The sequence below is a fragment of the Fluviicoccus sp. genome, assembly GCF_030646115.1.
Lineage (GTDB): Bacteria > Pseudomonadota > Gammaproteobacteria > Pseudomonadales > Moraxellaceae > Fluviicoccus.
On the sequence record NZ_JAUSMX010000012.1, the window covers coordinates 73,875 to 100,208 of the forward strand.

The 26,334-nt window shown below is 63.1% G+C and carries 19 protein-coding genes; 11 read left to right on the forward strand and 8 right to left on the reverse strand.

Annotated elements, in window-relative coordinates; genetic code table 11:
- Positions 1-44: 44 nt before the first annotated feature.
- Complete coding sequence (locus Q7T36_RS08925) at positions 45-809, forward strand: 1-acyl-sn-glycerol-3-phosphate acyltransferase (RefSeq protein ID WP_304846856.1); 765 nt, start codon at positions 45-47, stop codon at positions 807-809.
- Between the two features lie 165 nt (positions 810-974).
- On the opposite strand, the gene Q7T36_RS08930 is transcribed toward Q7T36_RS08925, so the two are convergent.
- The 3 genes from Q7T36_RS08930 to Q7T36_RS08940 form a co-directional block, all read right to left on the reverse strand.
- The gene (locus Q7T36_RS08930; RefSeq protein ID WP_304846860.1) at positions 975-1,925 is read right to left on the reverse strand and encodes a lysophospholipid acyltransferase family protein; all 951 of its coding nucleotides are present in this window, start codon (positions 1,923-1,925) and stop codon (positions 975-977) included.
- Between the two features lie 507 nt (positions 1,926-2,432).
- Entirely contained in the window at positions 2,433-3,494 is a 1,062-nt protein-coding gene (locus Q7T36_RS08935) for an HD-GYP domain-containing protein (RefSeq protein WP_304846863.1), read from the reverse strand.
- Positions 3,495-3,514: 20 nt separating this feature from the next.
- On the reverse strand, positions 3,515-6,538 hold the full coding sequence (locus Q7T36_RS08940) for a PAS domain S-box protein (RefSeq protein ID WP_304846866.1): 3,024 nt from the start codon (positions 6,536-6,538) through the stop codon (positions 3,515-3,517).
- 335 nt (positions 6,539-6,873) lie between these two features.
- On the opposite strand from Q7T36_RS08940, the gene Q7T36_RS08945 reads away from it, so the two are divergent.
- Positions 6,874-9,297 carry a pyruvate formate lyase family protein gene (locus Q7T36_RS08945; protein WP_304846869.1) on the forward strand — a complete coding sequence of 808 codons (2,424 nt, stop codon included), beginning with the start codon at positions 6,874-6,876 and terminating at the stop codon, positions 9,295-9,297.
- Complete coding sequence (locus tag Q7T36_RS08950) at positions 9,287-10,330, forward strand: glycyl-radical enzyme activating protein (RefSeq protein ID WP_304846872.1); 1,044 nt, start codon at positions 9,287-9,289, stop codon at positions 10,328-10,330. The genes Q7T36_RS08945 and Q7T36_RS08950 overlap by 11 nt, the downstream gene beginning before the upstream one ends.
- 78 nt (positions 10,331-10,408) lie before the next feature.
- On the opposite strand, the gene Q7T36_RS08955 is transcribed toward Q7T36_RS08950, so the two are convergent.
- A complete protein-coding gene (locus tag Q7T36_RS08955; RefSeq protein ID WP_304847168.1) occupies positions 10,409-10,579 on the reverse strand; it encodes an AbrB/MazE/SpoVT family DNA-binding domain-containing protein in 171 nt (56 codons plus the stop codon).
- A gap of 119 nt (positions 10,580-10,698) precedes the next feature.
- Between Q7T36_RS08955 and Q7T36_RS08960 the strand changes: the two genes are divergently transcribed.
- The 7 genes from Q7T36_RS08960 (at position 10,699) to Q7T36_RS08990 (ending at position 19,730) form a co-directional block, all read left to right on the forward strand.
- Entirely contained in the window at positions 10,699-11,685 is a 987-nt protein-coding gene (locus tag Q7T36_RS08960) for a radical SAM protein (protein WP_304846875.1), read from the forward strand.
- Positions 11,686-11,854: 169 nt separating this feature from the next.
- Positions 11,855-13,435, forward strand: a complete 1,581-nt coding sequence (locus Q7T36_RS08965) for a MoxR family ATPase (protein WP_304846878.1) — start codon at positions 11,855-11,857, stop codon at positions 13,433-13,435.
- A complete protein-coding gene (locus Q7T36_RS08970; protein ID WP_304846881.1) occupies positions 13,435-14,427 on the forward strand; it encodes a hypothetical protein in 993 nt (330 codons plus the stop codon). The genes Q7T36_RS08965 and Q7T36_RS08970 overlap by 1 nt, the downstream gene beginning before the upstream one ends.
- Entirely contained in the window at positions 14,427-16,193 is a 1,767-nt protein-coding gene (locus Q7T36_RS08975; protein ID WP_304846884.1) for a VWA domain-containing protein, read from the forward strand. Before Q7T36_RS08970 ends, Q7T36_RS08975 begins: the two co-directional genes overlap by 1 nt.
- Positions 16,183-16,740 (forward strand): hypothetical protein, encoded by a 558-nt coding sequence (locus Q7T36_RS08980; protein WP_304846887.1) that lies wholly within the window; start codon positions 16,183-16,185, stop codon positions 16,738-16,740. The genes Q7T36_RS08975 and Q7T36_RS08980 overlap by 11 nt, the downstream gene beginning before the upstream one ends.
- A gap of 71 nt (positions 16,741-16,811) precedes the next feature.
- Positions 16,812-18,092, forward strand: a complete 1,281-nt coding sequence (locus tag Q7T36_RS08985) for a hypothetical protein (RefSeq protein ID WP_304846890.1) — start codon at positions 16,812-16,814, stop codon at positions 18,090-18,092.
- A gap of 171 nt (positions 18,093-18,263) precedes the next feature.
- The gene (locus Q7T36_RS08990) at positions 18,264-19,730 is read left to right on the forward strand and encodes an NAD(P)/FAD-dependent oxidoreductase (protein WP_304846893.1); all 1,467 of its coding nucleotides are present in this window, start codon (positions 18,264-18,266) and stop codon (positions 19,728-19,730) included.
- Positions 19,731-19,846: 116 nt separating this feature from the next.
- On the opposite strand, the gene Q7T36_RS08995 is transcribed toward Q7T36_RS08990, so the two are convergent.
- Positions 19,847-20,875, reverse strand: coding sequence for a hypothetical protein (locus Q7T36_RS08995; RefSeq protein ID WP_304846896.1), 1,029 nt, complete (start codon positions 20,873-20,875; stop codon positions 19,847-19,849).
- A 231-nt stretch (positions 20,876-21,106) separates the two neighbouring features.
- Between Q7T36_RS08995 and Q7T36_RS09000 the strand changes: the two genes are divergently transcribed.
- Positions 21,107-21,835: a hypothetical protein gene (locus tag Q7T36_RS09000; protein ID WP_304846899.1), complete on the forward strand. Its 729-nt coding sequence runs from the start codon at positions 21,107-21,109 to the stop codon at positions 21,833-21,835.
- A 232-nt stretch (positions 21,836-22,067) separates the two neighbouring features.
- Here Q7T36_RS09000 and Q7T36_RS09005 read toward each other — a convergent pair whose 3' ends face one another.
- The 3 genes from Q7T36_RS09005 to Q7T36_RS09015 all read right to left on the reverse strand — a co-directional run bounded on the left by Q7T36_RS09005 (position 22,068) and on the right by Q7T36_RS09015 (position 26,221).
- Positions 22,068-22,835, reverse strand: a complete 768-nt coding sequence (locus Q7T36_RS09005; protein WP_304846902.1) for a ferredoxin--NADP reductase — start codon at positions 22,833-22,835, stop codon at positions 22,068-22,070.
- Between the two features lie 63 nt (positions 22,836-22,898).
- Positions 22,899-23,708: an acetoacetate decarboxylase family protein gene (locus Q7T36_RS09010; protein ID WP_304846905.1), complete on the reverse strand. Its 810-nt coding sequence runs from the start codon at positions 23,706-23,708 to the stop codon at positions 22,899-22,901.
- 2 nt (positions 23,709-23,710) lie between these two features.
- The gene (locus Q7T36_RS09015) at positions 23,711-26,221 is read right to left on the reverse strand and encodes an acyl-CoA dehydrogenase family protein (protein WP_304846908.1); all 2,511 of its coding nucleotides are present in this window, start codon (positions 26,219-26,221) and stop codon (positions 23,711-23,713) included.
- Positions 26,222-26,334 lie beyond the last annotated feature (113 nt).

A 26,334-nucleotide genomic window follows, 5' to 3' on the forward strand; every position in this document is an offset into this window, starting at 1 on the left:
GCGGATCAACGGCAGCCACGGCAGGGTGGAAGAAAGGAGCTTTCATGTCGGATTTCCTGAAAAAGGCCTTGGGAACGGTGCTGACACCGGTGTTTCTGGTGGTCTGTCTGGGGTGGTTGTGCATTTTCCATGCCGCCCAGATTGTGGCGCGGCGGCTGGGCGGTCCCCGCCTGCACCGGCACGTCGTCAATGTCCTGAACGGTTTCCTGATGGGGTCGCTGGTGTTGCTGGGCAACCGTCCGCAGCGGATTGGCGGGGTTCCGGAGGTGACGGGTCGTCCGCTGATTGTCATCGCCAACCATCAAAGCACGCTGGACGTGGTGGGACTGGGCTGGTACCTGCGCCGCCTGCTGCCCTCTTTTGTGGCCAAGCGTGAGCTGGGACGGGGCATTCCCAGTGTCTCCTATAACCTGCGCCATAGCGGCGCGGCGCTGATTGACCGCAGCGATGCCCGGCAGTCGTTGTCGGAAATCGGCAAGCTGGGTGTCCGGCTGAAGGAAAACGGCGGCACTGCGGTGATCTTTCCGGAAGGCACGCGCTCACGGCGCGGCGGCATCAAGCCGTTTGCCCCGGCGGGGGTGAAGATTTTGCTGAAGAAAGCTCCTGAGGCGCTGGTGCTGCCGGTGTGCATCCACGGCACCTGGCGGCTGAACCCCTTCGGCAAATTCCCGATGGGCGTGGGCGAGCGTTTTTGCTGGAGCGTGCTGCCGGTGATTGATCCGGCCGGGATGACGGCGGACGAGGTGGTGGCGAAGGCGGAAGCGATGATCAGGGCGGAGTATGAGCGGTTGGGGGGTGATCCCCCGTAGGGGCGCATCGCATGCGCCCTCGTGAACGAACAGAATGCCTGCTTTGAAATGGACGGCGTGTTCTGCGGAGAAGGGCGCAAGCGTTGCGCCCCAACGTTAAACCGAATAACGTCATCATATCCCCGACTGCGCGGGGATGACCCGGAATCGCTATTCCAGCGGCTTTCAGCCAAACACCGGAAACCGCCGCTTCGCCGCCAGCCGGTCCATCCCCGCCTGAATCCGCCGTTCCACTTCCTCATACATTTGCTGCACATAAGCGGCGTCGTCCGCCATCGCCGGGTCCTTCGAAAGATGGATCGGCTCCAGGAATTCGGTGCGGATCTTGGCGGGCAGCGGAATGTGCTGCAGCGGCGTCACATGCACCGCCAGGCCCAGCGGCCAGCTCAGCGTAATCGGCGCCACTTCCGAGCGCAGCAGTTTCTTCAGGTTCAGCAATTTCGCCAGCCCGCGTCCTTCCGACAGCACAAACAGCGTGTCATGCCCGCCCACGGTCGCCACCGGCAAAATCGGCCGGCCACTGCGGATCGCCAGCTTGATGAAGCCGGTGCGTCCGCCCAGTTCCACGGTGTCGCGTTTGCCCCAGCTGCGGAACGAGTCCTTTTCACCACCCGGCCACAGGATCACGTCATCGCCTTTCTCAAACGCCGCCTGGATGTTGTCGCGGGTGGGGCTGATAACGCCCATGCGCCGGAAATACCGGCCGAGGCCGGGGGTCTTCATCAATACGTCGTGGGCGGTGGCGTGCAGGGTGCGCTGCGTGCCGAAATGCCGGTACCAGGCAAAACCGATGGTCCAGGCATCCATGGTCAACGGGCCGCCGGAGTGGACGCCGATCAGCAGCGCAGGCTCTGCGGGCAGCTTGTCCCAGCCGTCCAGTTCCAGCCGGAAGTAACGGTCCAGCAGGAAGTCGACAAAGCCGCGCTGCGTGTTCATGAGCCGGGGGTCGGGGCCGTTCAGCCCCTCTGGCGCCCAGGAGGCCGGTGCGGGGGCGGTTTCATGCACTGGCAGCGGTTGAGGGGCTTTGATCGGGGGCGGTGGGGTTTTGACCACGGAAAGCCGGACCGGGCGGGGGAGGTCCAGTGTCGGGGTGAAACGTTGTTCGGCGGTATTCATGGCTCGTTTCTCCTGGAGAATATGGCATCAGGAGGTTGGGGTTTCATGATGGCCGCCTGATTGTGTACAAGTGTACACTAATTAGGGTTTTAAATTCGGCATATTAAAATTTATCCATAAATTCCCGATGAAATGACGCCTGTCAGGATATTGCCTGTTCTTCAGGGCGTATAGCCTGAAGCCATTGCTATACCGAGCGCTTGCTAAGCTTCGGGGATTTGGTTTGATATTTTTTCTGGAATGAATGTGGTACGAAAGTACGTGTACGAGCGTGCACTGTATTAATAACAATGGAGGGGTTTTGCTGCGGGAAAATCATTTTGCAGAAAGGGTGCGGGGTCTAATGCAGCGGCCGGGTTGTTCAAGGCTTGCCGTCATTCCCGCGCAGGCGGGAATCCACCCATGACAAACACCTTGGTGTTCAACGGACTGTGGATTCCCGGTCAAGCCGGGAATGACGTTTTCAGGGGGATAGCCCTGATGCGGACGCCGGGCTTTCCGTGATGTTCAGGTCAGGTCGACGTCAATCATCATGGCGAATTCGTCGGAGTAGGCGTCCTTGATGTCGAGCATGGCCGGCAGGGCGAGCCGGAATGCCGGGAGCAGGCCCGGATCGAAATGAGCGCCCGACTCCTGCTCAATGTAGCGGATGGATTCTTCCACGGACCAGGCGTGCTTGTGCAGCCGGGAAGAACTCAGGGCGTCGAAGACGTCGGCGATGGCGGCGATGCGCGCTATCAGCGGAATCTGTTCCCCTTTCAGGCCCTGGGGGTAGCCGCTGCCGTCCCAGCGTTCGTGGTGGCTGAGGGCAATGGTGCGGGCGGCCTGCATCAGTTCGTCGGGGTGGTTGCCGATGATGTCCGCGCCGAAGGTGGTGTGCTGGGTCATGATGTCCCATTCCTCCGGCGCCAGCTTGTCGGACTTCAGCATGATGTTGTCGGGAATGCCGATCTTGCCGACATCGTGGGCCGGGGCGGCGTTGAACAGGATGTCGACGGCATGGCGGTCCAGACCCGCTGCCTCGGCAATCAGCCGGCTGTAGTGGCTCATGCGGATGATGTGGTTGCCGGTTTCGGTGTCCTTGTATTCGGCAGCGCGGCCCAGGCGGCGGATCATCACCAGGCGCAGTTTCTCTAGTTCAAGGGTGCGCTGTTCAACCAGCCGGCTCAGGGTGCGGCTGTGCTCGTACACGGCCAGGTGGGTGCGGACCCGCGCCAGCACCAGCGGCGCGCTGACCGGCCGGGTGATGTAGTCCACGGCGCCCAGGTCCAGCCCGGCCTGCTCCTCGCCGGGTGCGCCGGGGTCGGTGACAAAAATGACCGGAATATCGCGGCTGGCCGGGTTCTGCTTCAGTTGCCCGCAAGTGTGATGGTGGTTGCAGGCGGAGTCGAGCAATCCCAGCAGGATCAGGTCCGGTGGATTGCTGGAGCCGGCGATACGGAGCACTTCCTGCCCGTTGGCGACGGCCAGAATGCGGTAGTGCGGCGCCAGTATGCCGCGCAGCGCCTCGATATTCTTGATGAAATGGTCCGCGATGAGAATGGTTTGCTGCGCGGCGGGTTCGTTCATGCAATGGCTCCGTGATGGGTTCAGTCCGGCAGGGTGTAATGGTCATGCTGCACCAGATCGAGCATGGCGTCCACCGTTGGTGCGTCGTAGATGGTGTCGCGCCCCCGGATCAGTTCGGCCAGGGCGGCGTCCAGGCCCAGCGCCGGGCGGTAGGGTCGGTGCGAGGCCATGGATTCCACCACATCCGCCACGGCCAGAATTCGGGCTTCAGGCAGGATTTCGTCACCTTTCAGCCCGCGTGGATAGCCGCTGCCGTCCATGCGCTCATGATGCTGGTAAATGATTTCGGCCACCGGCGTGGGGAAGGGGATGTCGCGCAGGATGTCATAGCCCGCCTTGGCATGCCCGCGGATCAGCGCCATTTCCATCGCCGACAGCCTGCTGGGTTTGGTCAGCAGTTCGGATGGCACGGCGATCTTGCCGATGTCGTGCACCAGCCCGATCATTTCCAGGTCCGCGCACCGTTCCGGACTCCAGCCGAGCTTGCGGCCCAGCGCACCGGCGATGAGCCCGACGCGACGTTCATGGCCGGCGGTGTAGGGGTCGCGCAGCTCCACCATGTTGGAGACCGCCAGCATCGTCCCTTTCATGGAGGCTTCCAGCCGTGTCACATACTGGGCGTTCTGCGCTTCAATACGCTGACGTTCCGTGATGTCCTCCACCATGACGATGGTGCCCGGCAGGCCGTCCCAGTCGATGGGGGAGGCATGCAGGCCCAGCTGGATGACTGCGCCGTCCTTGCGCCGGAAGGACGTGGTATAGGCGGTCCCGCCGGTGCGTGCGGCCTGTTGCCTCCAGATTTCGCGCAGCCGCTGCTGATCGTCCGGCTCCGGGATGAATTCCAGGATCGGGTGGCCCGTCAGTTCCTCGGGGGACCAACCGGTCATGGCGCAGAACCGGGGGTTGGCGTAGACGAATTTGTCGTCGCGGCGGACGGTGATGCCGGAAACCGTGTTTTCGATCATGCCGCGAAAGCGTTGCTCGCTCTCGCGCAAGGCGCTCTCACCACGGCGGATGTCGGTCAGGTCCACCCAGGCCAGGATGACGTCGCTGCCGACACGGGTGATGTTGGTCCACGCGCTGTGCAGGCTGCCATCCTTGGCGCGGATGGTCATTTCATCGGAGAGCAGGGGCGCCCCATTCAGGGTGGATGTCTGAAGCTGCTGCTGCCAGCGGTCCCAGATATCCTCGGCATGGTCACGGTTGACCACGATCTTGGCCAGGCAGTCCTCAATGGTCCAGAGATCGTTCAGTTCGTAGCCCAGCCAGTGCGTGAAAGCGGGGTTGACCGCAAGGTTGTCGCCGGTGTTGCCGGACAGGATGTTCATCGGCATCGGCGATGAGGCAAAGACTTCATTGAAGCGGAATTCCGATTCACTGGCCTGCTGTTCGGCGGCCCGCCTGCGTTCTTCCACCAGCATGGCGTTGAGCGAGAACGTCATGTCGGCGGTCATCTCGTCAAGCAGGCGCCGTTCGGAAGGGTCAAATCCGGCGGGGTTGTCGGTATAGAGTCCGATAATGGCAAATAGGCGGCCGTGGCACACCAGCGGCAGGATGGCCTGCGAGCGGATGCCTGCGGCGTAAAGGTAGGCTGTCCAGTCATCGGCGGTGGGGTCGACGCCGGGGTCGGGCAGGGCTGAACACATCAGTCCGCCTTTCATGAAGCCGGCCATCTGCCGCCCGAGTTGGCTGAAGTGGTCGGCCAGATGCAGGGCGAGGATAGCGAGGCCGTCGGCGTTGATGGCATGCGAGCGCACCACCTGCATCGGCATTTCGCCGGTTTCGGTGCGGGCGATGAACAGTTTGGGGTAGGCCTGATGCGCGATCATGGCTTCGTAGAGGGCCGTCAGCAACTCATCAACCGTATGGCTGTGGACAATGGCGCGGTTGGTGGCGCTCAGCATTTCGTACAGGTAGGCCAGACGCTGGCGCTCGGTGACATCGCGGATGACCTGGACATAAATGATCTGGTCATTGCCGTCGTCCACGGGGGCCAGGCTGCATTCCAGCACGGTCTTGTCGCGAAGGATCAGGATGCCGTCCATGAAGTCCCGGTCGCCCCGGGCCATGCGCGCGCAGATCGGGCATTCAAGGTGGCCGACAGCCGGGTTGTGGAACAGCGGATGGGCATGGCTGCCGACAAGGCGCTCCGCCGGCAACCCCCTGCTGCGGGCGGCGGCCCGGTTGACTTGCAGGATGATGCCGCGACTGTCGGTGGTCAGCGTTGGATCAGGAACAGTGTCGTAGCTACTGGCAGTGCGGGCGAGCAGGGTGAACGGTTCGCGCAGGGCGCCCTGCACCAGCGCCAGGTAGATCAGCCAGTCGGCGAGAAATTTCAGCAAGTGGCCGATCAGGCTTCCCGGTGAACCCGCCTCCCGAAAGAGGCTGAAGGACAATCCGGACAACAGCATGGCCAGGATGGACAGGCCCAGCTTGAGGCACAGCCCCTGCGGCATCAGCTTGCGCTCCTTGCAGAGCAGCCCCAGGGCGGTGAGCAGCATGAGGATGGTCAGGATTTCGAGTCCGGACTTGGAGGAAGCGCATTGCCCTTCACTGAGGCAGATTGGAACAACCGTTGAGGTGACCAGCCAGAAGCCGCTGACGGAGGCCAGTGCAAACAGGCTGTGGGTCAGGCTGATGGTTACCCGCCGGTACAGAAAGACCGGGGCGCTGATCAACGCCAGCGCCTGGATGAACCGGGCCAGTTCCCATAATTGTAGTGACGGGCCGGGGCCAATGACCGGGATCAGGCCCAGCGGCGGGTAAGACAGGGTGTGGGCCAGGTCGAGCATGGCGCTCCAGCCGGTACCCACGGCGATCCAGACGATGAAGTGGTTGCGGGTGAAGACCAGCGAGGTGGAAGCCACCATCAAGGCGGTCAGCGCGATGATTACAGACAGCAGTTCGGCCAGCGTATGGAACAGCGGCTGGCTGATGGTCCGGGCCCAGAGGCACAGGCCAATCAGCAATATGGGAACCAGGGAGGCCCGCAGCAGCGGCGTCCAAAGACGCGGCGGCAGCTTCCCGTCTGACGTTAATCCCATATTAAAAGTCCTTTTGTCAATACAACAAAATATAATACTCGTGAAGATAAGCGGTTTCCACGATAAATAAGGAGAACCCTTACGCACTTCCGCGTATTTTCTGGACGCTGATGTTGCGGAGGCGCACTTGGCGGGAGCACTCCCCGATGCCGTTGCATCGCCCCCCTGTTGCACAAGATGGAAGGGTTTTCACCGAATAACTTGATAATAATCAATGATTACTCACCGTCCACCGCAATGGCGATTTATGTCAAAAATACGGCGAGCTATGTCAATATTTAATTCAAGCCCGGATAAATACTAAGGTCATTCCCGACTGTCCAGAGGACATGGCCATGACCGCATCCCTTACCATCCATCCCGCCGCCGCCAACGACCTGATTCCACCGCCCGGCCCGCGCGCCCTGCGCCTGAAGGCCGCCCTGCATGACGCCGGTTACTCCGTGTGCCTGGAGCGCCCGCGCCTGCTGAAGGAATTCCGTAAATCCGGTGCAGGCCGGGGCGAGCATCCGCTGGTGAGGCGCGCCATGGCGCTGGCCTACGTGATGTCGCACCGCCAGCCGCGCCTGTATGACGACGAACTGGTCATCGGCAACGTCACCTCGAAGCGGGTGGCGGCGAATTACTACCCCGAAGGCACCTCGGTCAACATCGTCGAGGATCTGCTGAAACTGGAAGACCGCCCGATCAAGCTGAAGCTGACCCCGCGCGAGAAGCTGGAACTGGCGGCGCTGGCCGCCGAAAACACCTTCACCAATATGGGCGTGCGCGCTTTCGGGCGGCCGGGCTATATCGGCGAATTGCGGGAGCTCCTGATTCCCAAGCGCTACATCGTCACCGAGGAGGCCGGGGTAGGCCATCAGGTGGGGGATTATCGCCGTCTGGTGGCGGAAGGCTTGGTGGAAACGGATCGCATCGCCGCACGGTGCCTGGAAATGCATACCCTGCCGGACGGCGCTCCCGCCGACGCCGACCAGCTGGCCTTCTATCGTTCGCTGCGCATCACCATCGACGGCATTCGCACCATGGCCTCGAATCTGTCCGAGGCCGCCGAGCGTGAGGCGCTGCGCGCCGACATCTCCGACACCCGCCGCGCCGAGCTGCTGGCCGCCGCCCAGGCCTGCCGCCGCGTGCCTTATTACCCGCCCACCACCTTTCAGGAGGGCTTGCAGGCCTGCTGGCTGCTGCACATCGCCATGCTGATGGAAGATTTTGAACAGGGCATGTCCTTCGGTCGGCTGGATCAGGCGCTGATCCATCTTTACGAAGCCGACCTGGCGCGCGGTTCGTTGACCCGTGAACAGGCGCTGGAATTGTGGGTCAGTTTCGAGGCCAAGACCGGCGAAACCATCCCGCTGTATTCCAACCGCATGGATGTCTATTTCAGCGGCAACTGCGTCGGCCAGTCGATCACCGTCGGCGGGGTGGATGCGGAAGGCAACGATGTCCGCAACGAACTGTCCGAGCTGGTACTGGAAGCCTTCGGCCAGCTGGGCACCCGCGAACCGGCGCTGCATGTGCGTGTGCACGCCAATACGCCGAAGAGCCTGCTGGACAAGGCGGTGGCGGTGATGCAGCGCACCGGCGGCCGTCCGACGCTGATGGGTGACGACACCGTGATCCGCAGCCTGCAAAACACCGGCATGACGCTCGAACACGCCCGCGACTACGCCATCATCGGCTGCGTGGAACTGGCCAGCCAGGGCCGCACCTACAACTCCGCCGACGCAGCGCTGTTCAACCTGCCGCTGTGCCTGGAGCTGGCGCTGAACCGGGGCAACAGCTTCGGGGGCGAAACGTTGGGCCTGTTGACGCCGCCGCTGGCCGCCATGCATGACTTCGGCGATGTGCTGGCCGCCTTCCGTGCGCAGGTGGCGCATCAGGTGGGGCGCATGCAACGGGCCATCAACCGGCTGGAAGAAACCTACCGCGTGCACCGCACCACGCCGGTGAATTCGATCATGACGCAGGGCTGTCTGACCACCGGCAAGGACGTGACCTGGGGCGGCGGGCTGTATGACTACACCTCGGTGCAGGCAGTGGGTCTGGCCGACGCCGGGGATTCGCTGTACGCATTAAACAAGCTGGTGTTTGAGGAAAAGCGTTTCACGCTGGCGCAGTTTGTCGAAATATTGAAGCACGACTTTGCCGGGCACGAGCCGCTGCGGGTGGAACTGAGTCGCCGCTTCGCCCGTTTCGGTAACGGCGATAAGGCCGCCGACGCCATGACCCAGCGCGCCGCCGACGCCTTCACCGATGCCGTCACCCCGCGCCGCAACACCCGCGGCGGCAAGTGGATCGCCGGGTTTTATTCCATGTCCTGCGGTGTCGGTTTCGGCAGGCACACCGGCGCCTTGCCGAACGGGCGCAAGGCGGCGCAGCGGCTGTCGAACGGGGTGTCGCCCAGTGACGGCTCCGACCGCAAGGGACCGACGGCGGCGCTGCGCAGCGTCGCCGGGCTGGACAAGTCGCAGTGGGGCAACGCCCACGTGCTGAACATCAAATTCGACCAGAAGCTGGTGAAGGGGGCGGCAGGCATCCGCAACATGGGCACGCTGTTCCGCGACTATCTGGTGCGGCAGGACGGCATGCAGGTGCAGGTGAACGTCCAGGACGCCGAGGTGCTGCGAGCCGCCAAGCTGAATCCGGCGGCGTATCCCGACCTGCTGGTGCGGGTGTCCGGCTACTGTTCCTACTTCAGCGACCTGCGTCCCGAGGTGCAGGACGAAATCATCGAGCGCATGAGCCATGGCCTCTGACCTGAACGTGGCCGGCGCGACGCCACGCATTACGGTCGCCAACCTCAGCGCCGTCACCTGCGCCGTGCAGCACTTCTGCCTGCACGACGGCCCCGGCATCCGCAGCACGGTGTTCTTCAAGGGTTGCCCGCTGCGCTGTGACTGGTGCCAGAACCCGGAGTCGATCAGCCCGGAGCCACAACTGGCGTTCAAGTCGCATTTGTGTGTGGAAGGGTGCAGGGCCTGCGTGGAGGTTTGCCCGGAAGGGGCGATGACCGCGCCCGGCGACTGGGACATGGACAGTTGCACGCTGTGCCGGGCCTGTGTCGATGCCTGTCCGTCGCAGGCGATGGTGGCCTATGGCGACACGCAGGCGGTGGACGACATTCTGGCCGAACTGGAACCGGAATTCGGGCTGCACCGCAGCGCCGGAGGGGGTGTCACATTCAGCGGCGGTGAGGCGACGATGCATGCGGCGGCGCTGGCGGAACTGACGGTGCGGTTGAAATCGGAACAACTGCATTTGACGCTGGAAACCAGCGGCCAGTTCCGGCTGAAGCATTTGACCGTTGCGATGGTGCAGCCGGGCAGTGTGTTCGATCCGCGCTTTGAGCGGCAGCCGTTGTGGCAGGCGCTGAGCCACCTGGATCTGATCCTGTTTGACCTGAAGCTGTTTGACCGTGAGGCGCATATTCGCCATTGCGGTGCGACGAATGTGCATATCCAGATCAATTTCCACTGGTTGACAGCGCTGGCGGCGCAGGGGCGGGGGCCGCAGGTGTGGCCGCGCATTCCGCTGGTGCCGGGGCTGACAGATACACCGGAAAATTTGCGTGGGCTGGCGGGGTTGATCCGGGAGGCGGGGCTGACGGCAGTGACGGTGCTGCCGTATCACCCGTTGGGGAACAGCAAGCGAGAATGGTTGGGGGTTGAGGAATTCGGCGTGCAGGGGATGATGAGTGAGGCGGCGGTGCAGGCGGCCCGGGCGATCCTGGAAGCGGAGGGGTTAAGGACGTTCTTGGCGGGGGAGGAGGCTGACGGCTGTTTTCAATGAAAAGTGCGCGTCCCTGTAGGTCGGGTTTCAACCCGACAATAACCTTCGATCAGAGAGTGTTGTCGGGCTGAAGCCCGATCAGGCAATCGGCAAAACCCCCGTTGGAGTCCCGGAAAAGGCGATGAATTCAAAACGACCGGGGGCAACCTCGACGAATTCAATGCGGTCACCGGCGCTGACGTGCAGTGCTTCGCGCATGGCGAAGGGGATGGTGATCTGGCCTTTGCGGATGACGGTGGCGGTGGTCATGAGCTTCAAGGCATTACTTGCCTACGACTGGGCCGGAATTCAACCTATACTGCGCAACATCCAACAGTCCTTAATGCGGCGGGCAGATTCAGGTGAAGGGTTTCTCTGGAGACACGAGTTTGGTTAATGCATCCGCTCCAGTGCCTTGCACCCGCGTCATCGTTATCGAAACCACCACCCGCTGCAACCTGTCCTGCGGTTTCTGCGCCCATGACAACCGGCTCGCGCTGGCGCGCCGGACACACTCGGCCGACTCCCTCCGGCAACTGGTGCAGGTCATTGGCGAACATGCACTGAACAGCGGTGAACGGATTCTGCTCAGCTGGCTGGGCGGTGAACCCTTTTTGCTGAAATTCCTGTTTGGCATTACCGAACACGCCCGGCGGAAATATCCGCTGTCCTTCAGCGCCACGACCAACGGCACCCGACTGCATGAAGCGGCAATCCGCCGCCATATCGTGGAGCACTACGCGGAAATCACGGTCAGTGTCGACGGACAGGCCGACTTTCATGACCGGATGCGCGGACGGATCGGCTTGTTCGATTCCCTCAGGCGCGGCGTGCAACAGCTGGCGCAGGAAGCTCCCGATCTGAAGATACGGGTCAACACGGTGCTGATGCGGGAAAACTTTGCCGGGTTTCCCGAGCTGTGCCATGAACTGGCCGGCTGGGGTGTTTCGGAAATCACTGTCAACCCGCTGGGCGGCCGTGACCGGCCGGAATTCTTTCCCGGAAACCGGCTGACCCCGGACTTGGCCGACCAGTTGCCGGATATGGTCGACAGCATCCGGGCAGCCCTGTCGCACAAGACTACGCAACTGATCTTCACCGAGGGCTACCTGAAACGGATCCAGGCCTCTGTACGCGATATCCGGCTGCCGATCGGTGATTGCAGGCCGGGTGCGGGCTACCTGTTTGTCAGCGCTTCGGGCACGATATCACCCTGCGCGTTTACGGCCGGGGAATATGGCATTGCGATGGAGAGTGTGCTGACTCCCGCAGCCTTCGCCGTCCTGCCTGATGCATTCCGGAGCATGCGGCAGTCGTTACGGGCGCAGGCCTGCGGGGACTGCCCCTGTACGAATGTACACGGGAAATTTTCCTGAAGGCTGCGGGACAGACCGCGCAGCCGCCGGCTATGTTCCCGCCTCCGGTTTTGAGGCACACTATTCAGGCCGCCAACGTCCATGATATCAGCGGCATGACATGAATCACGATGCTCCGTCCTGAACGGGGCTGACTTTGGCGTAACCGCCCCAACGGAATGGCAAACCCATGGCTTTCAGTCTCTTTCAACACCTCTCCAAGGCCCCGACCAATCCCGGCAAGGCCATCGCCGAACGACAGTTTGATGTAGCCGACCTGTACCGGGGGCCATTGGGCGAAGAGCCCGGAGCAGCCGCTCCCGAGATGCCCGCCCTGGATGAAAAACTCCGGCAGGCGTATTTCTGGATCATCAATTCCGCCATTATCAGCCCGCATTACGATATCGAGTACAACGATGCGCCGCCGCAGGTGTTCACGCTGGGCGACAGCCACAGCCCGCTGACCCTGCCCTCGGCGCAAAGTTACTCCAGCTTTATCCTGCTGCCGCTGCTGACCTTTGCTACCCGGGGCAAATGCCTGCTGATCGGCGGGCCCGGCCGCGGGAAAACGGCCAGTGCGCTGCTGATGGGTATCCTGGGCGGATACTCGGTGAAGGAAGTCCGCCGGGCCATGCAGCATGGACACCCCCAGATGACTGTGGCTGACCTGCTCGGCAACCCGCTGCCGGCGGACCTGGTCCAGGCCCAGTCCATGAGCGACATCCGGATTGCGTGGCGGGAATGGCTGGGCATGCGCGTCAAGATTGTTGATGAGTACAACCGCATTCCAACCCGCACCCAGAGCGCGCTGCTGACCGTGATGGGCGACAACTACGCCGAAATGCTGAATCACCTGTATGAGTGTCCGGATGCCGCTTGGTACCTGACCGCCAATGATGACCGCGGGGGAGGCACCTATCAGGTGATTGAGGCGCTTCGGGATCGCATCGACGTAGTGGTGCAGGCGCTGGCCTTCAACCCCCGCTTCCTGGGCGACCTGCTGGCGCGCATCGAGGAAAACGTGCGGCCTGAAACCCTGGTTCCGCCGCAAATCATCTTCACCCGGGAAGAAGTGGACCAGTTGCAGAACCTGATCCGCCAGGTCGAGGTTCCGGAAGGCGTCCGGCGCCGGATCGAGTTCTTCGCCAGCCAGTTCGAATTCTGTGAGCTTGGGGGAGCCCAGTTCGAATACAAGACCAAGGATACGGTGCGGCTGGCCGGCGTGGAGTGGAGCGCCATCACCGGTGCCGATACCGGCCGCGACCGCCTCAAGGACCTGGGTTGCCAGACCACCAACGGTCTTTCTGTCCGCGCCCTGATGTCCCTGCTGCTCTATGCCAAGGCCATGGCCTACTTCAGGGGTGATTCGACGGTGATGCTGGAAGATATCCGTCAGATACTCCCCTTCGTCCTGCATGACCGGTTGACACCGGACCTGGACGCCCCTTTCTTTGAGCAGCCGGGCCACAGTATCTACCGCAGCGACCGGTTCAGTTGGTTGCGCCGCCTGTTTGACCTGTCCTGCGACGAGTTCAACCGGCTGAACCTGGATCATGATGATCCGGTGGGCGCCTTGTCCGCCGAATTCCGGAACGGGCTGGACGGGTTGGGCGCGGCGGAAGTGCGCGGACGCCTGCAGAAAATTGAACGCCTGATCAATGACTGGGGGAACGGCAAGAAACTCTACGGGCATCTCTATGATGACCTGCTGAAACTGAAATACCTGCACCAGCGTTATACCAACTACCTTCGCTGGCTGAGAACGCGCTAATGATCTCCGCCGCATTTGCCCGGCTGTTAAGGGACGGCCGGAACGACCTGAATACGCGCTTCCAGACAGCGCGACATCGCTATCCGGACCTGGATGCGGCCCGCTTCCGGCGTTTTCTGGAAGAGGTGGTCGATCCCCTGGTTTTACGGATGGCGGCGGTTACTCCCGCTGCCATCCCGGATCTGCTCAATGCCAGTTACGATGTCGCGCTGGATCTGTGCGGCCAGCGCCTGGTCGGCAGCGAGGCCCGCTATCCGGAAATGAACGCATTGTGGCGGGAGTTGCTGCCTGTCTCGCTGCCCTTGCTTGCACCAGTGCCGTCCCGGGTTCTGGTGGCGCTGGGCAATGCAATCCATCAACTGGCCACCACGCCCGGCGCGCGCCCGGGCGAATGGCTTGACCTGATGGCCGCCATGGCATCCCGGACAAGCGATACCCCGACCTGGTTGCAACTGGGACAAGTGGCCGCCTGGCGATGCGGACTCAGCCACTACCGGACAAGTGCGTTGCGGCTTGCCGACCGGCTGCCCGGGCCGCTGGTCGCCCATATCCTGGGTGCGGAAGGCCGCAGTTGGCCTGAATTGAGACAGGCCCTGAGTACAGACCCCTGGTGGACCCCGGCAGGGCATCCCCGCCTGGAAGAGGTCACCCGTTTTGGCGGCTTCAGCGGCCTGGGCGGGATATTCCAGAGCCTGCCTGCCGTCAGCGCCTGTGAAGACCAGCTGTTTGTCTTCAGCGGTCCGGATTGCTGGCTGGTCATTGCCGACCGCTTCGGAGTCACCCTCCACCGGACAACCCCGGCGGAAAGGCAGGTCGTGGTGGACGGCTCGCGGGTGGATATCCGGAGCAATCTGGTGACGTTGCAGGGGAAAAAACGGAGTTTCGATGACATCAGCCGAATCAGCAGCCATGCGGCCACGGAGCATACCCTGCTGCTGTGCTCCCCCGACAGCTATCAGGTGATCGTCGTGGCGCTGAGCGGATCCCTGTAATGAACGCCGCCATGATGGAACTTCAGGCCCGCTGGCAGCACGCCTGGCCCGAAGCGCTGGCGGTCTGGAGCCGCTATACCCGGCTGCGCGATCCCCGGCTCTGCCTGAGTACGGACGAGGCGCGTGCGGAAGGGCTCAACGGCAGTTTTGCAATGATCCGGTTGGAGGATCAACGCGTTGTCATCGACCTTGAAAAAATAGCCGGCAATGGCCTTGGCGACTATGCGCGGGAAATCCTGGCCCACGAGATCGGACACCATATCCTGGCCCCGGCCACGCTCTCTGATCATGTGCGACTGCTGGCCAGGATGCGGCCCGCCCTGCCCACCCGGGAAGCTGACGTGGGTCTGATTGCAAACCTGTACAGCGACCTGCTGATCAATGACCGGCTTCAGCGCAGTTCCCGGCTGCGCATGGCGGATATCTTCAAGGCGCTGCCCCGGGATACGTCATCCTCCCGCCTGTGGCCTCTCTACCAGCGCATCTACGAACATTTGTGGCAGTTGCGCAAAGGGACGCTGACCTCCGCCGCGCTCGACGATGCCACGGAAGGGGATGCCTGGCTGGGCGCCCGGCTCGTCCGCTGTTATGCCCGGGACTGGCTGGAAGGCGCCGCCGGCTTTGCCGCCCTGTGCCTGCCCTACCTGATGGACAACGGGGGAATGGCAGAGGCCTTGCGGGCGCTCCACGACACGGACTCCGCCGCTCGCGGGGGATGGCCGGGGGGGCTGGTGCAGGTGGAGCCCGCCGAACTCCGGCCGGCAGTGCATCCGGCGAATGATCCCCGGGTGACGGGGGAGGTGGCGGCAAAGCCCCTGATATCAGCGTCCGATGTCTCCCCCGCGCCCGCCGCTCCGGTTCAGTCCTCGGCAGGTCAATGCCGCGAACCTTTCGAGTATGGTGAAATCCTGCGCGCCTGCGGCATTGACCTCAGCCAGCATGATATTGCCGTCCGGTATTATCGGGAGCGCGCACTTCCGCATCTGGTGCGCTTTCCCGCCCGGCCGCAGGAAATGCAGACAGACCCTGTTCCGGAAGGACTGGACCTGTGGGCGCCGGGCGATGCACTGGACCAGATCGACTGGCTGCAAAGCCTGTTGCAGAGTCCAACCCTGATTCCGGGACTGACAACCGTCCAGAGGCACTGGGGAACCGAAACGCATATTCCCCCCACCCGGCAGGCCGTGGACCTGGATTTGTATGTCGATTCCTCGGGCTCCATGCCCAACCCGCAATTTTCAACCTCCTTCACCACCCTGGCCGGGGCCATTCTTTGCCTGTCGGCGCTGCGGGCAGGCGCGCGCGTGCAGGTCACGCTCTGGAGCGGCAAGCAGCAATTCACCGCCACGCCGGGCTTTGTTCGTGATGAGCATGCCGTGCTGGCGGTGCTGACCGGCCATTTTGGCGGCGGGACGGCATTCCCGATCCACTTGCTGCGGGACACCTATGCCAACCCGAGGAAACGCCCGACCCACATCGTGGTGCTGTCTGATGACGGCATCAGCACCCTTTATGATCAGGATGAACAGGGAAATGACGGTTATCAGGTCGCCGGGAAAGCCCTGCAACATGCGGGCACCGGCGGCACTCTGGTACTGAACCTGCCCAGGGCATGGAGCGCTTTAAATGGCTATGCCCCGGTCCAGCGTGCGCGCGACCAGGGTTGGGCGGTCTACAGCGTCCAGAGCTGGGAAGACATGGTGGGATTCGCTCGCCGGTTCAGCCAGTCACATTACGCCCCGGAAGGAGAGACACATGCCCTTTAGTCAGGAAGGTCCGGCCCTGGAAAGCCTGCAGCATCGCCTGGCGGAAATCCCCGCAGAGCTCTTTGCACAGCCCGATGCTGGCGCATTGCTGCACGATACGCTGCGTATGCTGGGTATTCCCATCCTTGGGGAGCACCTGTCGCAATGGCGTAACCGCGCCCTCCGCGAAAATCATGGATTGTTGCCGCTTTTTTGCTGGCTGCTCATTGCTCCGGAGTTGATCCGGAGCAACCCGCCGGGCCCATCAGTCTGGCGACTGCTGACGGAAACCAGTCCCCAATTGGCTGCGCAGGCCGGGGTTCGCCCGTTCCTGGACGATCCGGACCGACGGGAAGAACTGCTGCGGCTGGCGCTGGCGGAGCTGGACATGCGACCCGCCGGTGAAACCCCGGAACAGGCGCAAGACCGGCTGGGCAGCATCAGTTCCCTGGAGCGCGCCCGGGTGTTCGAAGCGGCGAGGGCCGCCGAAGCGCGCGCCCGGGAGATCCGCGAAGCCTTGCTGAAAAGGAAAGCACGGGAAGGTGCCGACAAGTGGGCGCGGGAATAGCGGACGGATCGTACCGGGATCCTTATCGCCTGCCGGGACTCAGCGACTCCGGGCACGCCCTGCTATTGCGCATGATCAACCACCCCATGGCGCCCCGCTACCGGAATCGCAGCGGGCACAAGCTGACACCGGCTGAATTGCAGCAGGCCGTCGCCTTTGAGAAACAGGTTGCCGCAACACCCCCCGGGCATCTTCCGGACGCTTATCCCGGCTGGTTGCAGGAATTTATCGAGAAGAGCTGCCGCTGGGTTCCCGCCTACAAACCGCTGCGGGGGAAACCGTTTCAAGAACTGCCTACCTGGACACGCGCTGACCTGTCGCATAGCGTGGAGCGCTACGTCCCCGACACGGTTGATGTCAGCCGCCTGATTCTGTTCAGCACCAGTGGGACCACCGGCCATCCGCTGGTGGTGCCGTCACTGCCGCTGGTGGCTTCCCGTTATCTGGCTTTTTATCTGGCGGCCCTGCGCGAAATCGGCATCGAACCTGCCCGGGGCGCCGACCATGTCGGCATCCTGCTGGCCGGTTACCAGGAAAAGTGTTTTACCTACGTATCGGTCAACCCGACGCTGGGCGAGTCCGGGCTGGCCAAGCTGAACCTGCATCCCAATGATTGGCGTTCTGAAAGTCATCGCGGGCCGTATCTGGACGACATGGCCCCCGAGGTGATCAGCGGTGATCCCATTTCACTGGCGGAGTTGGCGCGCGTCGGGATGCAGCACAAACCGAGGGCAATCATCAGCACTTCCATGGTGCTGCTGCCGGCGCAGCGTGAGTATCTTGAAACTTGCTTTGCGTGCCCGCTGCTGGACATCTACTCCATGAACGAGGCCGGCCCCATTGCGGTGTATGACACGGCAAGGCAGGGTTACCGGTTGCTCCAGCCATGGCTCCATGTCGAAACCCTGGATGCATCCGGACAAGCCGTAGCCCCGGGAGAAGTCGGCGAAATTACGATTACCGGCGGATTCAACGACTGCCTACCCTTGCTCCGCTATCGAACCGGTGACTACGGCATTCTGGCGATGAGCGCTGACGGCCGCCCGCTGCTCCGGGCGCTCCAGGGCCGCCCGCCGGTCCGCTTTCGCACCCCGCAAGGCCACTGGCTCAACAATCTGGAGATCACCCACGCCCTGAAGCACTGCGCGCTGGCGCAATATGCCCTGCATCAGGATGCGTCAGGGCAACTGATCCTGCGTATCTTTGGCCCCTCGGCAGGCATGGCGCTGGCGAGAATAGCCCTTCACACACTCTTCGGCCCCCGGCAACCGCTCAGAATCGAGCATCTGCCACTGCCCACCGCCAAGGTCATTCAGTACACCTCGGATCTGGCAGGATCCGGTCCACTGTGAGATTCCGTAAATCGGGGCGTGGCGCCATTCTTTGACAGCCAGTCGTAATCCCACATTTTTTATCGTAGATTGTCCCCTAATGATAATTCCATGACACCAAATCACCTACAAATCACATGGTAATTGCCGATAGGATGACATTGTTCAATGTCACATCAATCAGGAAAAGCCATGACCACGCAACGCAAGCAAGTTGATGTCGCCATCATCGGAGCCGGTTTCGCCGGTCTGGGCACGGGTATCGAACTGAAGAAAGCCGGTATCCTCAATTTCGTGATTTTTGAAGGTGAAGAGGGCGTGGGCGGCTCCTGGCGCACCAACACCTATCCGGGTTGCGCCTGTGACGTGCCTTCGCACCTGTACAGCTATTCCTTCGCACCCAACCCCAAGTGGCCGGAAGCTTTTTCGCGACAGGAAGATATCCGCCAGTACATCGAGGAATGCGCCAGCCAGTACGGTATGGACCCCTACATCCGCTTCTCCACCCGCGTCACCGACGCCAGCTTTGACGAGAAGTCCGGCCGCTGGATCATCACTACCAATGACGGCCAGATCACGGAAGCGCGGGTGCTGGTGCCTGCCACCGGCGCGCTGAGCCACCCCAAGTATCCCGATATCAAGGGCATGGACCGCTTTAAAGGCAAGGCGCTGCACGCCGCCCGCTGGGACCCGACGGTGGATTTGCGCGGCAAGCACGTGGGTGTCATCGGCTCCGGAGCTTCCGCCATCCAGGTGGTGCCGAATGTGGCCGGTGAAGTGGCCGACCTGAAAGTTTTCCAGCGTACGCCATCGTGGGTCATGCCGAAGTTCAACCGCACCTTCAGCGACAAGGACCACCGCGACTGGGTGAAACATCCGTGGAAACAGAAGGCGCACCGGCTGGGCCTGTACTGGACCATGGAATCGGCGTTGCCGGCAATCCTGTGGTATCCGAAGTTGCTGAAGGTGGGCGAGCTGATGCACAAGCGCGCGCTGAACAAGCATATCCAGGACCCGGCCCTGCGCCGCAAGCTGACGCCGGATTACAAGGTGGGCTGCAAACGCACGCTGGTGTCGGATGACTGGTTCCCGGCTTTTGCGCGACCGAACGTTCATCTGATTACTGACGGCATCAAGGAAATTACCGAGGCAGGCGTTCGCACCAGCGACGGCGTGGAGCACGCGCTGGACGTGATTATCTATTGCACCGGCTACGAGATCGGCGCACCGGCCTATCCCTTTGCCATCAAGGGCATCGGCGGGCTGTCGCTGGCGGATTATTGGGGCGGTCAGTCCAAGGCCTATTACGGCATGAACGTGAGCCATTTTCCGAACATGCTGCTGACCATGGGCCCCAATTCCGGGCCGGGCCACACCTCGGTGCTGATCTATCAGGAGGCGCAGTACAAGTACATTGCCAAGTACACCAAGACGCTGCTTAAGCAAAAGCTGCGTTATCTGGATGTGAAGGAAGAGGTGATGCAGGAGCAGTTCCAGAGCTTCCAGGACCGGATGCGCAACAGTTCATGGCTGTCAGGCTGCCAGAGCTGGTATCTGAATGCGGACGGCACAAATTCGACGATGTGGCCGGGGTTCAGCTTTGAGTATGTGTTAAGGACGCGGAATATGGATATGGGGGCGTATAACGTGGTGGCGTGAGCGGTCCAAATCCGATGCCCGGATACTGAGTTTCACGACTTCTTTGGCCGCCCACCCCGATCAGGGGTCTGGGCGGCTTTTTTCAGAGGGGAGGAATCGAAGATATTCCCACCGGTCTAAAACCGCATCCGCCGCACCCGGTTGTACGGGGCGCCATCCCCGACATTGCCATCCGCCATCCACAGCTGGCCGCCGTTGCGCGACACGGCAATGCCTTCCAGCCCGAAGAAGCCGGCCGCCGGTCCGCCGCCATCGTCGTTGCCTTCGGCAAAGCCGGCCAGGCCATTGCCTGCCACCGTCGTCACCACATGGCCTTCAATCCGGCGGATGACATGATTCCCCTGATCCGACACATACACCCGGTTCCACGCCACCGCCACATCCTGCGGACTGCGGAAGCTGGCTCCCGTCACCAGATCATCCTGGTTTCCCGCAGTTCCTGTCCCGGCAAAGGTGCTGACCTCCCCAGCCAGCGTCACCCGGCGAATGCGGTGATTGTTCTGGTCCGCCACCAGCAAGGCCCCGTCCGCCGCCAGCGCCAGCCCGTAAGGGCGGTCAAAGCGGGCGTTGGCTCCCTGGGCATCGGCATAGCCGGGCTGCTCCGCCGCCCCGGCCAGCGGTTCAATGACGCCGGTTGCAGGGTTCAGCAGTGAAATCACGTGATGCGCCAGATCGCTCAGGGCAATCCGTCCGTCCGGCAAGGCCTGCAGGCCGCGCGGCCGCCCGATGTTGCGCACCACCACCGTGGCAGCACCGGTGTTGGTATTGACAGCCCAAATAGTGCCGGTGCCAGCGTCCCTTTGGCCGGTATCATTGCCGTCGGTCTGCACGTAGAGCACGCCGTTGCCGGCAAGCGTCAGGCCAAAGGGCCGATTGAAGCCGGCCTGTTGCACCAACGTGCTGACCCTGCCGCTGGGGGCGATGACGCGGATGGCGCTGTTGTCGAAATCGGCGACATAGACCGTGCCGTCGGGAGCGGTTTCCACATTCACCGGGTTGCTGAAGCGGGCGGTTTCCGGCGCACCGTCCACCAATCCGGCGTCGGCTGAGCCCCATGTCCGGGTGAACGGGTCGGGGTCGCCGAAGAAGTTACAGGCGCTAAGCAACACGCTCAGGCAAACGGGCAGCAAACGGGGCAGGCGCATGGGAGTACATCTCGTCAGGGTCTTCTTAGACTATAGCACCGGCCGGGAGTTTGACCGGATGATCTTTACGGGCAGTCCATCCTATTCTCTCCCCAAAGGGGCGAGGCGCTCCAAAATCACCCTTCCTGCCCTCTGCGTCCTATTGCCCGCGCCCCGAGCTAATGTCATCCTTGAAGGCCTGCCATTTCCACTAGATGCCGACCCACGGCACACACCGGGAGTTCTCCCCCCATGCGCTTGACCGCTTACCTTAACATGCTGCTGCTGGCAGCCGTGCTGCCCCTGACTGTCCCTGCCGTAGTCCATGCCGCCGAAGACGATGACCTGGATTCTTTACAGGATAAGCTGACCAATGAGTGGCGGCTGGTGCGCAATGACCGGATGCGCAGTATCAAGACGTGGGTGAAGCAGGAAGACGGCAAGCGTTTCCGCTCCTTCAAGGCGGAAGCCACGCTGGACGGGACGTTGGAGGCCTATGTCCGGGTGCTGCTGGATTTTGACAATTACAAGAAATGGTACTGGGAAGTGCTGGAGGCAAAAATCCTGCACAAGGTCTCGGCCACCGAATATCAGTTCTACATCAAACACCGGGCACCCTATGGTGTTCCCAACCGGGATGTGCCCGGCGTGCTGAAGCTGGAGCCGCAGAGCCGGGAAAACCGGACCTTCATCATTCGGGTCAAGGCCTTTCCTGACCTGATTCCGGAAGCGCCGCCGCTGGTGCGGATGAAGGCGGAGGATATGCTGATCCGGCTGACGCCGTTGGCGGGTAACCGGGTTTTCGTGGAGGCGGAAGGCTATGTGGATCCGGGCGGCCGGGTGCCGGGCTGGGCCAACAATTACATCCAGCGCGCAGCGCCTTACAGCATCCTGGTCGGGTTCCTGCGCATGATGGAGAACAAGGAGTATATGGAGGACAAGCGGCCGTTGCCGTTTGCGGTGTTCAATACGCCTTCATAAGGGGTGTTTCTTCCGGTAGGGGCGGAAATGTTCCGTAGGGGCGGAAATGTTCCGTAGGGGCGCAGTCCCTGCGCCCTCTCAACCAAACATGCTTCCGTCAACCCTGACAACCGTCGTGTTCTGCCTCGAGGGCGCACGCAGTTCTGTAGGTCGGGCTTCAGCCCGACAAGCATCCTTCGATCGGAGAGTGTTGTCGGGCTGAAGCCCGACCTACAGCAAAAGAGGAAAGCCCTCACCAATAATTCTCCACCGCAATATTCCCCACCCCCTTCCGGTTCATCGTCAATCCCCGCGCCATCAACGCCTGCCGCGTATCCTCCACCATCGCCGGATTCCCGCACAGCATGATGTGCGACCGGTCCGGTCGCAGGCTCAGCGCCGCCGCCTGCTCCAGCCCGCCATCAGCCACCAGCGCCGGAAAACGCTGGTGCAACGCCGCCTCCGGATCACGGGTAATGATCGGTAAAAACCGGAATTCCGCGCCATTTTCGCCAAACGTGGCGGCAATGTCGGTAATCTCCGTCTTATACGCCAGTTCATCCTCTGTGCGCACGCTGTAGGCCAGCACAATGCGCCGGTACTGCTTCCACACGTCAAAGTCCTGCAAAATCGACAGGAAGGGTGCCAGCCCCGTGCCGGTGGCCAGCAACCACAGGTCGCGCGGGGCGGGTTGCTGGAAGCGGGCCAGTGTCAGGAAACCGTAGGGGATTTTTTCCAGCAGCACCGTGTCGCCGGGTTTCAGGTGTTGCAGGCGCGAGGTGAAGGCGCCATCCGGCACCACGATGGAGAAGAATTCCAGGGTATCGGCGAAGGGGGAGGAGACAATCGAATAGGCCCGGAACACCGGCGCTTCGCCGCCGCCGGGTTCCACGCCCAGCCGCGCAAACTGACCGGCAGTGAAACGGAGGCCGGACGGGCGGGTCATCGTGAAGCTGAACAGCTTGGGCGTCCAGCGCCGCACCGAGAGTACGGTTTCGGTGGTGTATTTGGGTTCGGCCATGAAGCGCACCGGTGAAAACGGGAGGCTGCAAGCATACTCCCGTTTTACCGTCGCCGGATTACCCTAAACCACCACCCCGCCGTTCAGCCGCGACTGGAAATCATGCGTCCAGCTCACCGCAAACGGTTCCGCGCCATCCAGCCCCAGCGCGTGCAGCCGTTGCGCCATGGGGTGCAGGCTATTGGGCACCGTCAGCTTCAGTGATCCCGGCAAGGCCATCTTCGACGCCCCGCGCACGTTCACCGTCGCCCGCACCATTTCCCCTTCCCGCAACGACAACAGCGTCAAACTCAGCGGCGCAGTGGGGAAGGACGGCCCCATCCGCCCGGTCAGTTGCATCAGCGTGCCGCCTTCCGGGGTTTTCACCGAGCAGTCGAAATGCCGCCCGTTCAGCGTAAACGGAATCTCGGTGACGAACTTCGGATAACCCCAGATTTCGCGCCCGGCGGCGTTGGCGGCGGCGGTGGTCACCGGCAGGTCGAGGATGTGGAAGGCGACGCGGCGTTCTTCCGGCTGGCGTAGCGTGGCCAGCAGGTCCTGCCAGCCACCCAGCGGCAGCGCCTCGCCGGTGCGGGTGACGGCGGCGGCAACGCCCACTTCGTTGTACACGCCCACCGAGGTATCGCGGTACTCGAAGCAGGCCAGCGCCACCAGCGCCTTGCCGCCGATGGTCAGCGCCGGGCTAAGGCCGGTGCCTTTCAGTACGGCTTCCACCTTGGCCTGGTCCACCAGGAAGAAGGCGTTCAGCGTGGAGGTGTCGTAATAGAGGATCGGCAGTTCCACCGCGCCTTGCGAGGTCTGCACGCGCTGGCGCGGCACCTGGAAGAAGGGGGCGTTGTGGGTGAGGGTGGTGATGGGGGTGGGGGCGTTCATGGTCAGGCTCCGGTAACAGCGCGGTTGACGCGCCGGGCGATGCGGTCGAGAAGACCGGCCTGCTGGTCTTCAATGACCGCCAGCCGGTTGATTTGATTGGTGCCTTCAAAGATGCGGGTAAGGCGATTGTCGCGGAAGGTGCGCTCCAGCCGGTTGCCATGCAGGATGGCGGCGGACCCCAGCAGGTCCATCGCGGTTTCGATGACGACCTGGGCGCGGTCGGTTGCCTGGAATTTGCAGAGTGCGGCCCCGTCCTGACGCGGTGTCCAGCCCCTGGCGTGCTGCCACACCAGCGCGCGGATGGCCCCGGTTTCGGCCTGGAGGTCGGCAATGACCGCCTGAACCTGCTGGTAGTGGATCAACGGCTTGCCCGCCAGCGTTTGTTCGCAGGCGAAGGCGGTGGCCAGGTCCACGGCTTGCTGGGCGAACCCCACCGCCATGGCCGCCACCGGCAGCCGTGACAGGTTGAGGGTGGCGCGCGCCAGCCCCCAGCCATTGCGCAGGCCGCCCACCACGCGGTTGTGCGGCACGAAGCAGTCGTCGAATTCCAGTTCTGCCGCGCCGGAGGCGCGCATGCCCATCTTCAGTTCGCAGCGCGTGACGCGGAAACCGGCGCTGCGGCTGTCCACCAGGAAGCAGGTCCAGCTGTCGTAGCCTTCGCCCTCCAGCGCCGCAAACACCGAGATATAACGCGCCACGTCGCCGCCGCTGATGAATACTTTCCGTCCGGTCAGCCGCCAGCCGCCGGGCGCGCGCCGCGCCTTGACCCCGGCCTTTTGGTGCAAGGCGCCGTGGCCGTCCTCGGCATCCGACCCGGCAGCGGGTTCGGTTATGGCGAAGGCGAAAATCTGCGGCTGCCCGGCCTGGGTGGCGCGGAAGGCGGGCAGCACCACCTCGCGCAGGATGTTAAGGTCACCGGAGAGCAGCAGCGGGCACAGGCCCAGACTGTGCGCGGACAACAGCAGCATCAGGCCGCCGTCCACTCGCGCCAGTTCCTCCACGCGAATGGCCTGTTGCAGCGCCAGCGAGTGCCGGAACTGGAATGGCGACGCGCCGCCCAGCGGGGCGGGCAGCAGGTCGGTGAGCAGTCCGGCCTTGCCTGCTTCCGCCAGCAGTTGGCGCAGGGCAGCGCTGTCGTGGTGGCCTTCGCGCTGTTCGCGGTCGCTGGCATTGGCCAAGGGCAGGCAATGGCACTCGGCAAACTGCCGCACCTTGCGCCGCATGCGGCCCAGCGTCAGCGGCAGGCGTGCGGTTTCCCCTTCCCAGGGATCGGCGGCGGCATAAGCGGAGACGGCGCGCAGCAGCGGTCCCCGGCGCAAGGCGGCAAAAGGTGACAGTGCGTGGTCGGGCGAGAGGTAGCCGGGCAGGTGGTCGCGTGCAGCGGCTTCGGATTCGGGCAGCGCTGCGTGGTCGCTGGCCAGACCGGCCGCCACCAGCGCCAGTTCGGGCGGTGAGCCGCCCATCACCCGCAATACATTGACGGCGCGCAGCCGGTGTTCAATGCCGGTGTCACGCATGTAGCCGATGCCGCCGTGCACCTGCATGGCGGCATTGATGGCGCGGCCCAGCAGCGGCATGGCTTCACGGCGCAAGGCGAGGGTGGATTCCGCCGTCAGCGGCTGCCGTCCGGCATCGCGCAGCAGCGCATCGACGGTGAGGCAGGGGGTGTCGATATCGGCCAGCAGCAGCGCCACGCTGTCGTGCTGTTCAATGGTGTGTGCACCCTGCACGCGGATTTCGGCATAACGGCGGGCCAGCGTGGCGGCGGCTTCCACCGCGCCGCGCGCCAGCGCCACTTGCGCCAGTTGTTGCGCAGCGAACAGCGTGGTCAGCTGGTCGAGGGTGAGCGGGCCGTGCGGTACCGGCTCGGCGGACGGGGTCCAGTGCAGGGCGTGGCAGCCGTCCAGACCGTGGGGGAATTCGTCGCGATCAACGCCGCCAGCTGCCAGTGGCTGCAGATCCAGTTGCAACATCTGGTCGCGGTAGTGCAACACGGCCAGCCGTTTGATGCCCGGTGCGGCCAGGGCTATGCGGCGGCTGACGCCGAAGACATCGGCGAGCAGGACACTGTCACGGTGGTGCAGCGGGCGGCCCGCCAGCAGGCGGCCCAGCGCGCTGCGGCCGATGCCCCAGGCGCCGTCCAGACAGAAGGCGGTTTGAAAGTCGGCCTCCAGCCCGGCGAAGCGGGCCGCCAGCGCCGCCAGCGCCACACTTTGCAGGTGCCAGGCGGCCGAGACGTTGGCCAGCGCCAGTTGCCGCAGCGCCATCAGCGTGAAGCCGGGAGCTTCACCGCGCGCGCATTCGCTCCACAGGCCGTAACCCTGATCGCTGTTGTCCAGCAGACCGGCGGTGTCGGCGGCGGCGGTGATGGCGTGAAAGTCATCGGCGGAGAGCGCTTGTTCGGGGCGCGGCGAGCGTGACAGGATTTCCTGGTCGGCGAAGGCGGACACCCCGGCCAGCAGGGCGTCCAGTTCTTCCGGCAGCAAAACGGGAGGCAGGGCTTGTGGCAGCATGGGGGTGACTCCCCGGTGGATGGGCTTAGCGTGAGACTAGGCCTAACTGGTACGATGGTACTTGATCGGGGTCATTTTTCGGGCGGTGGCAGCGGCGGCGGATTGATCGTTCC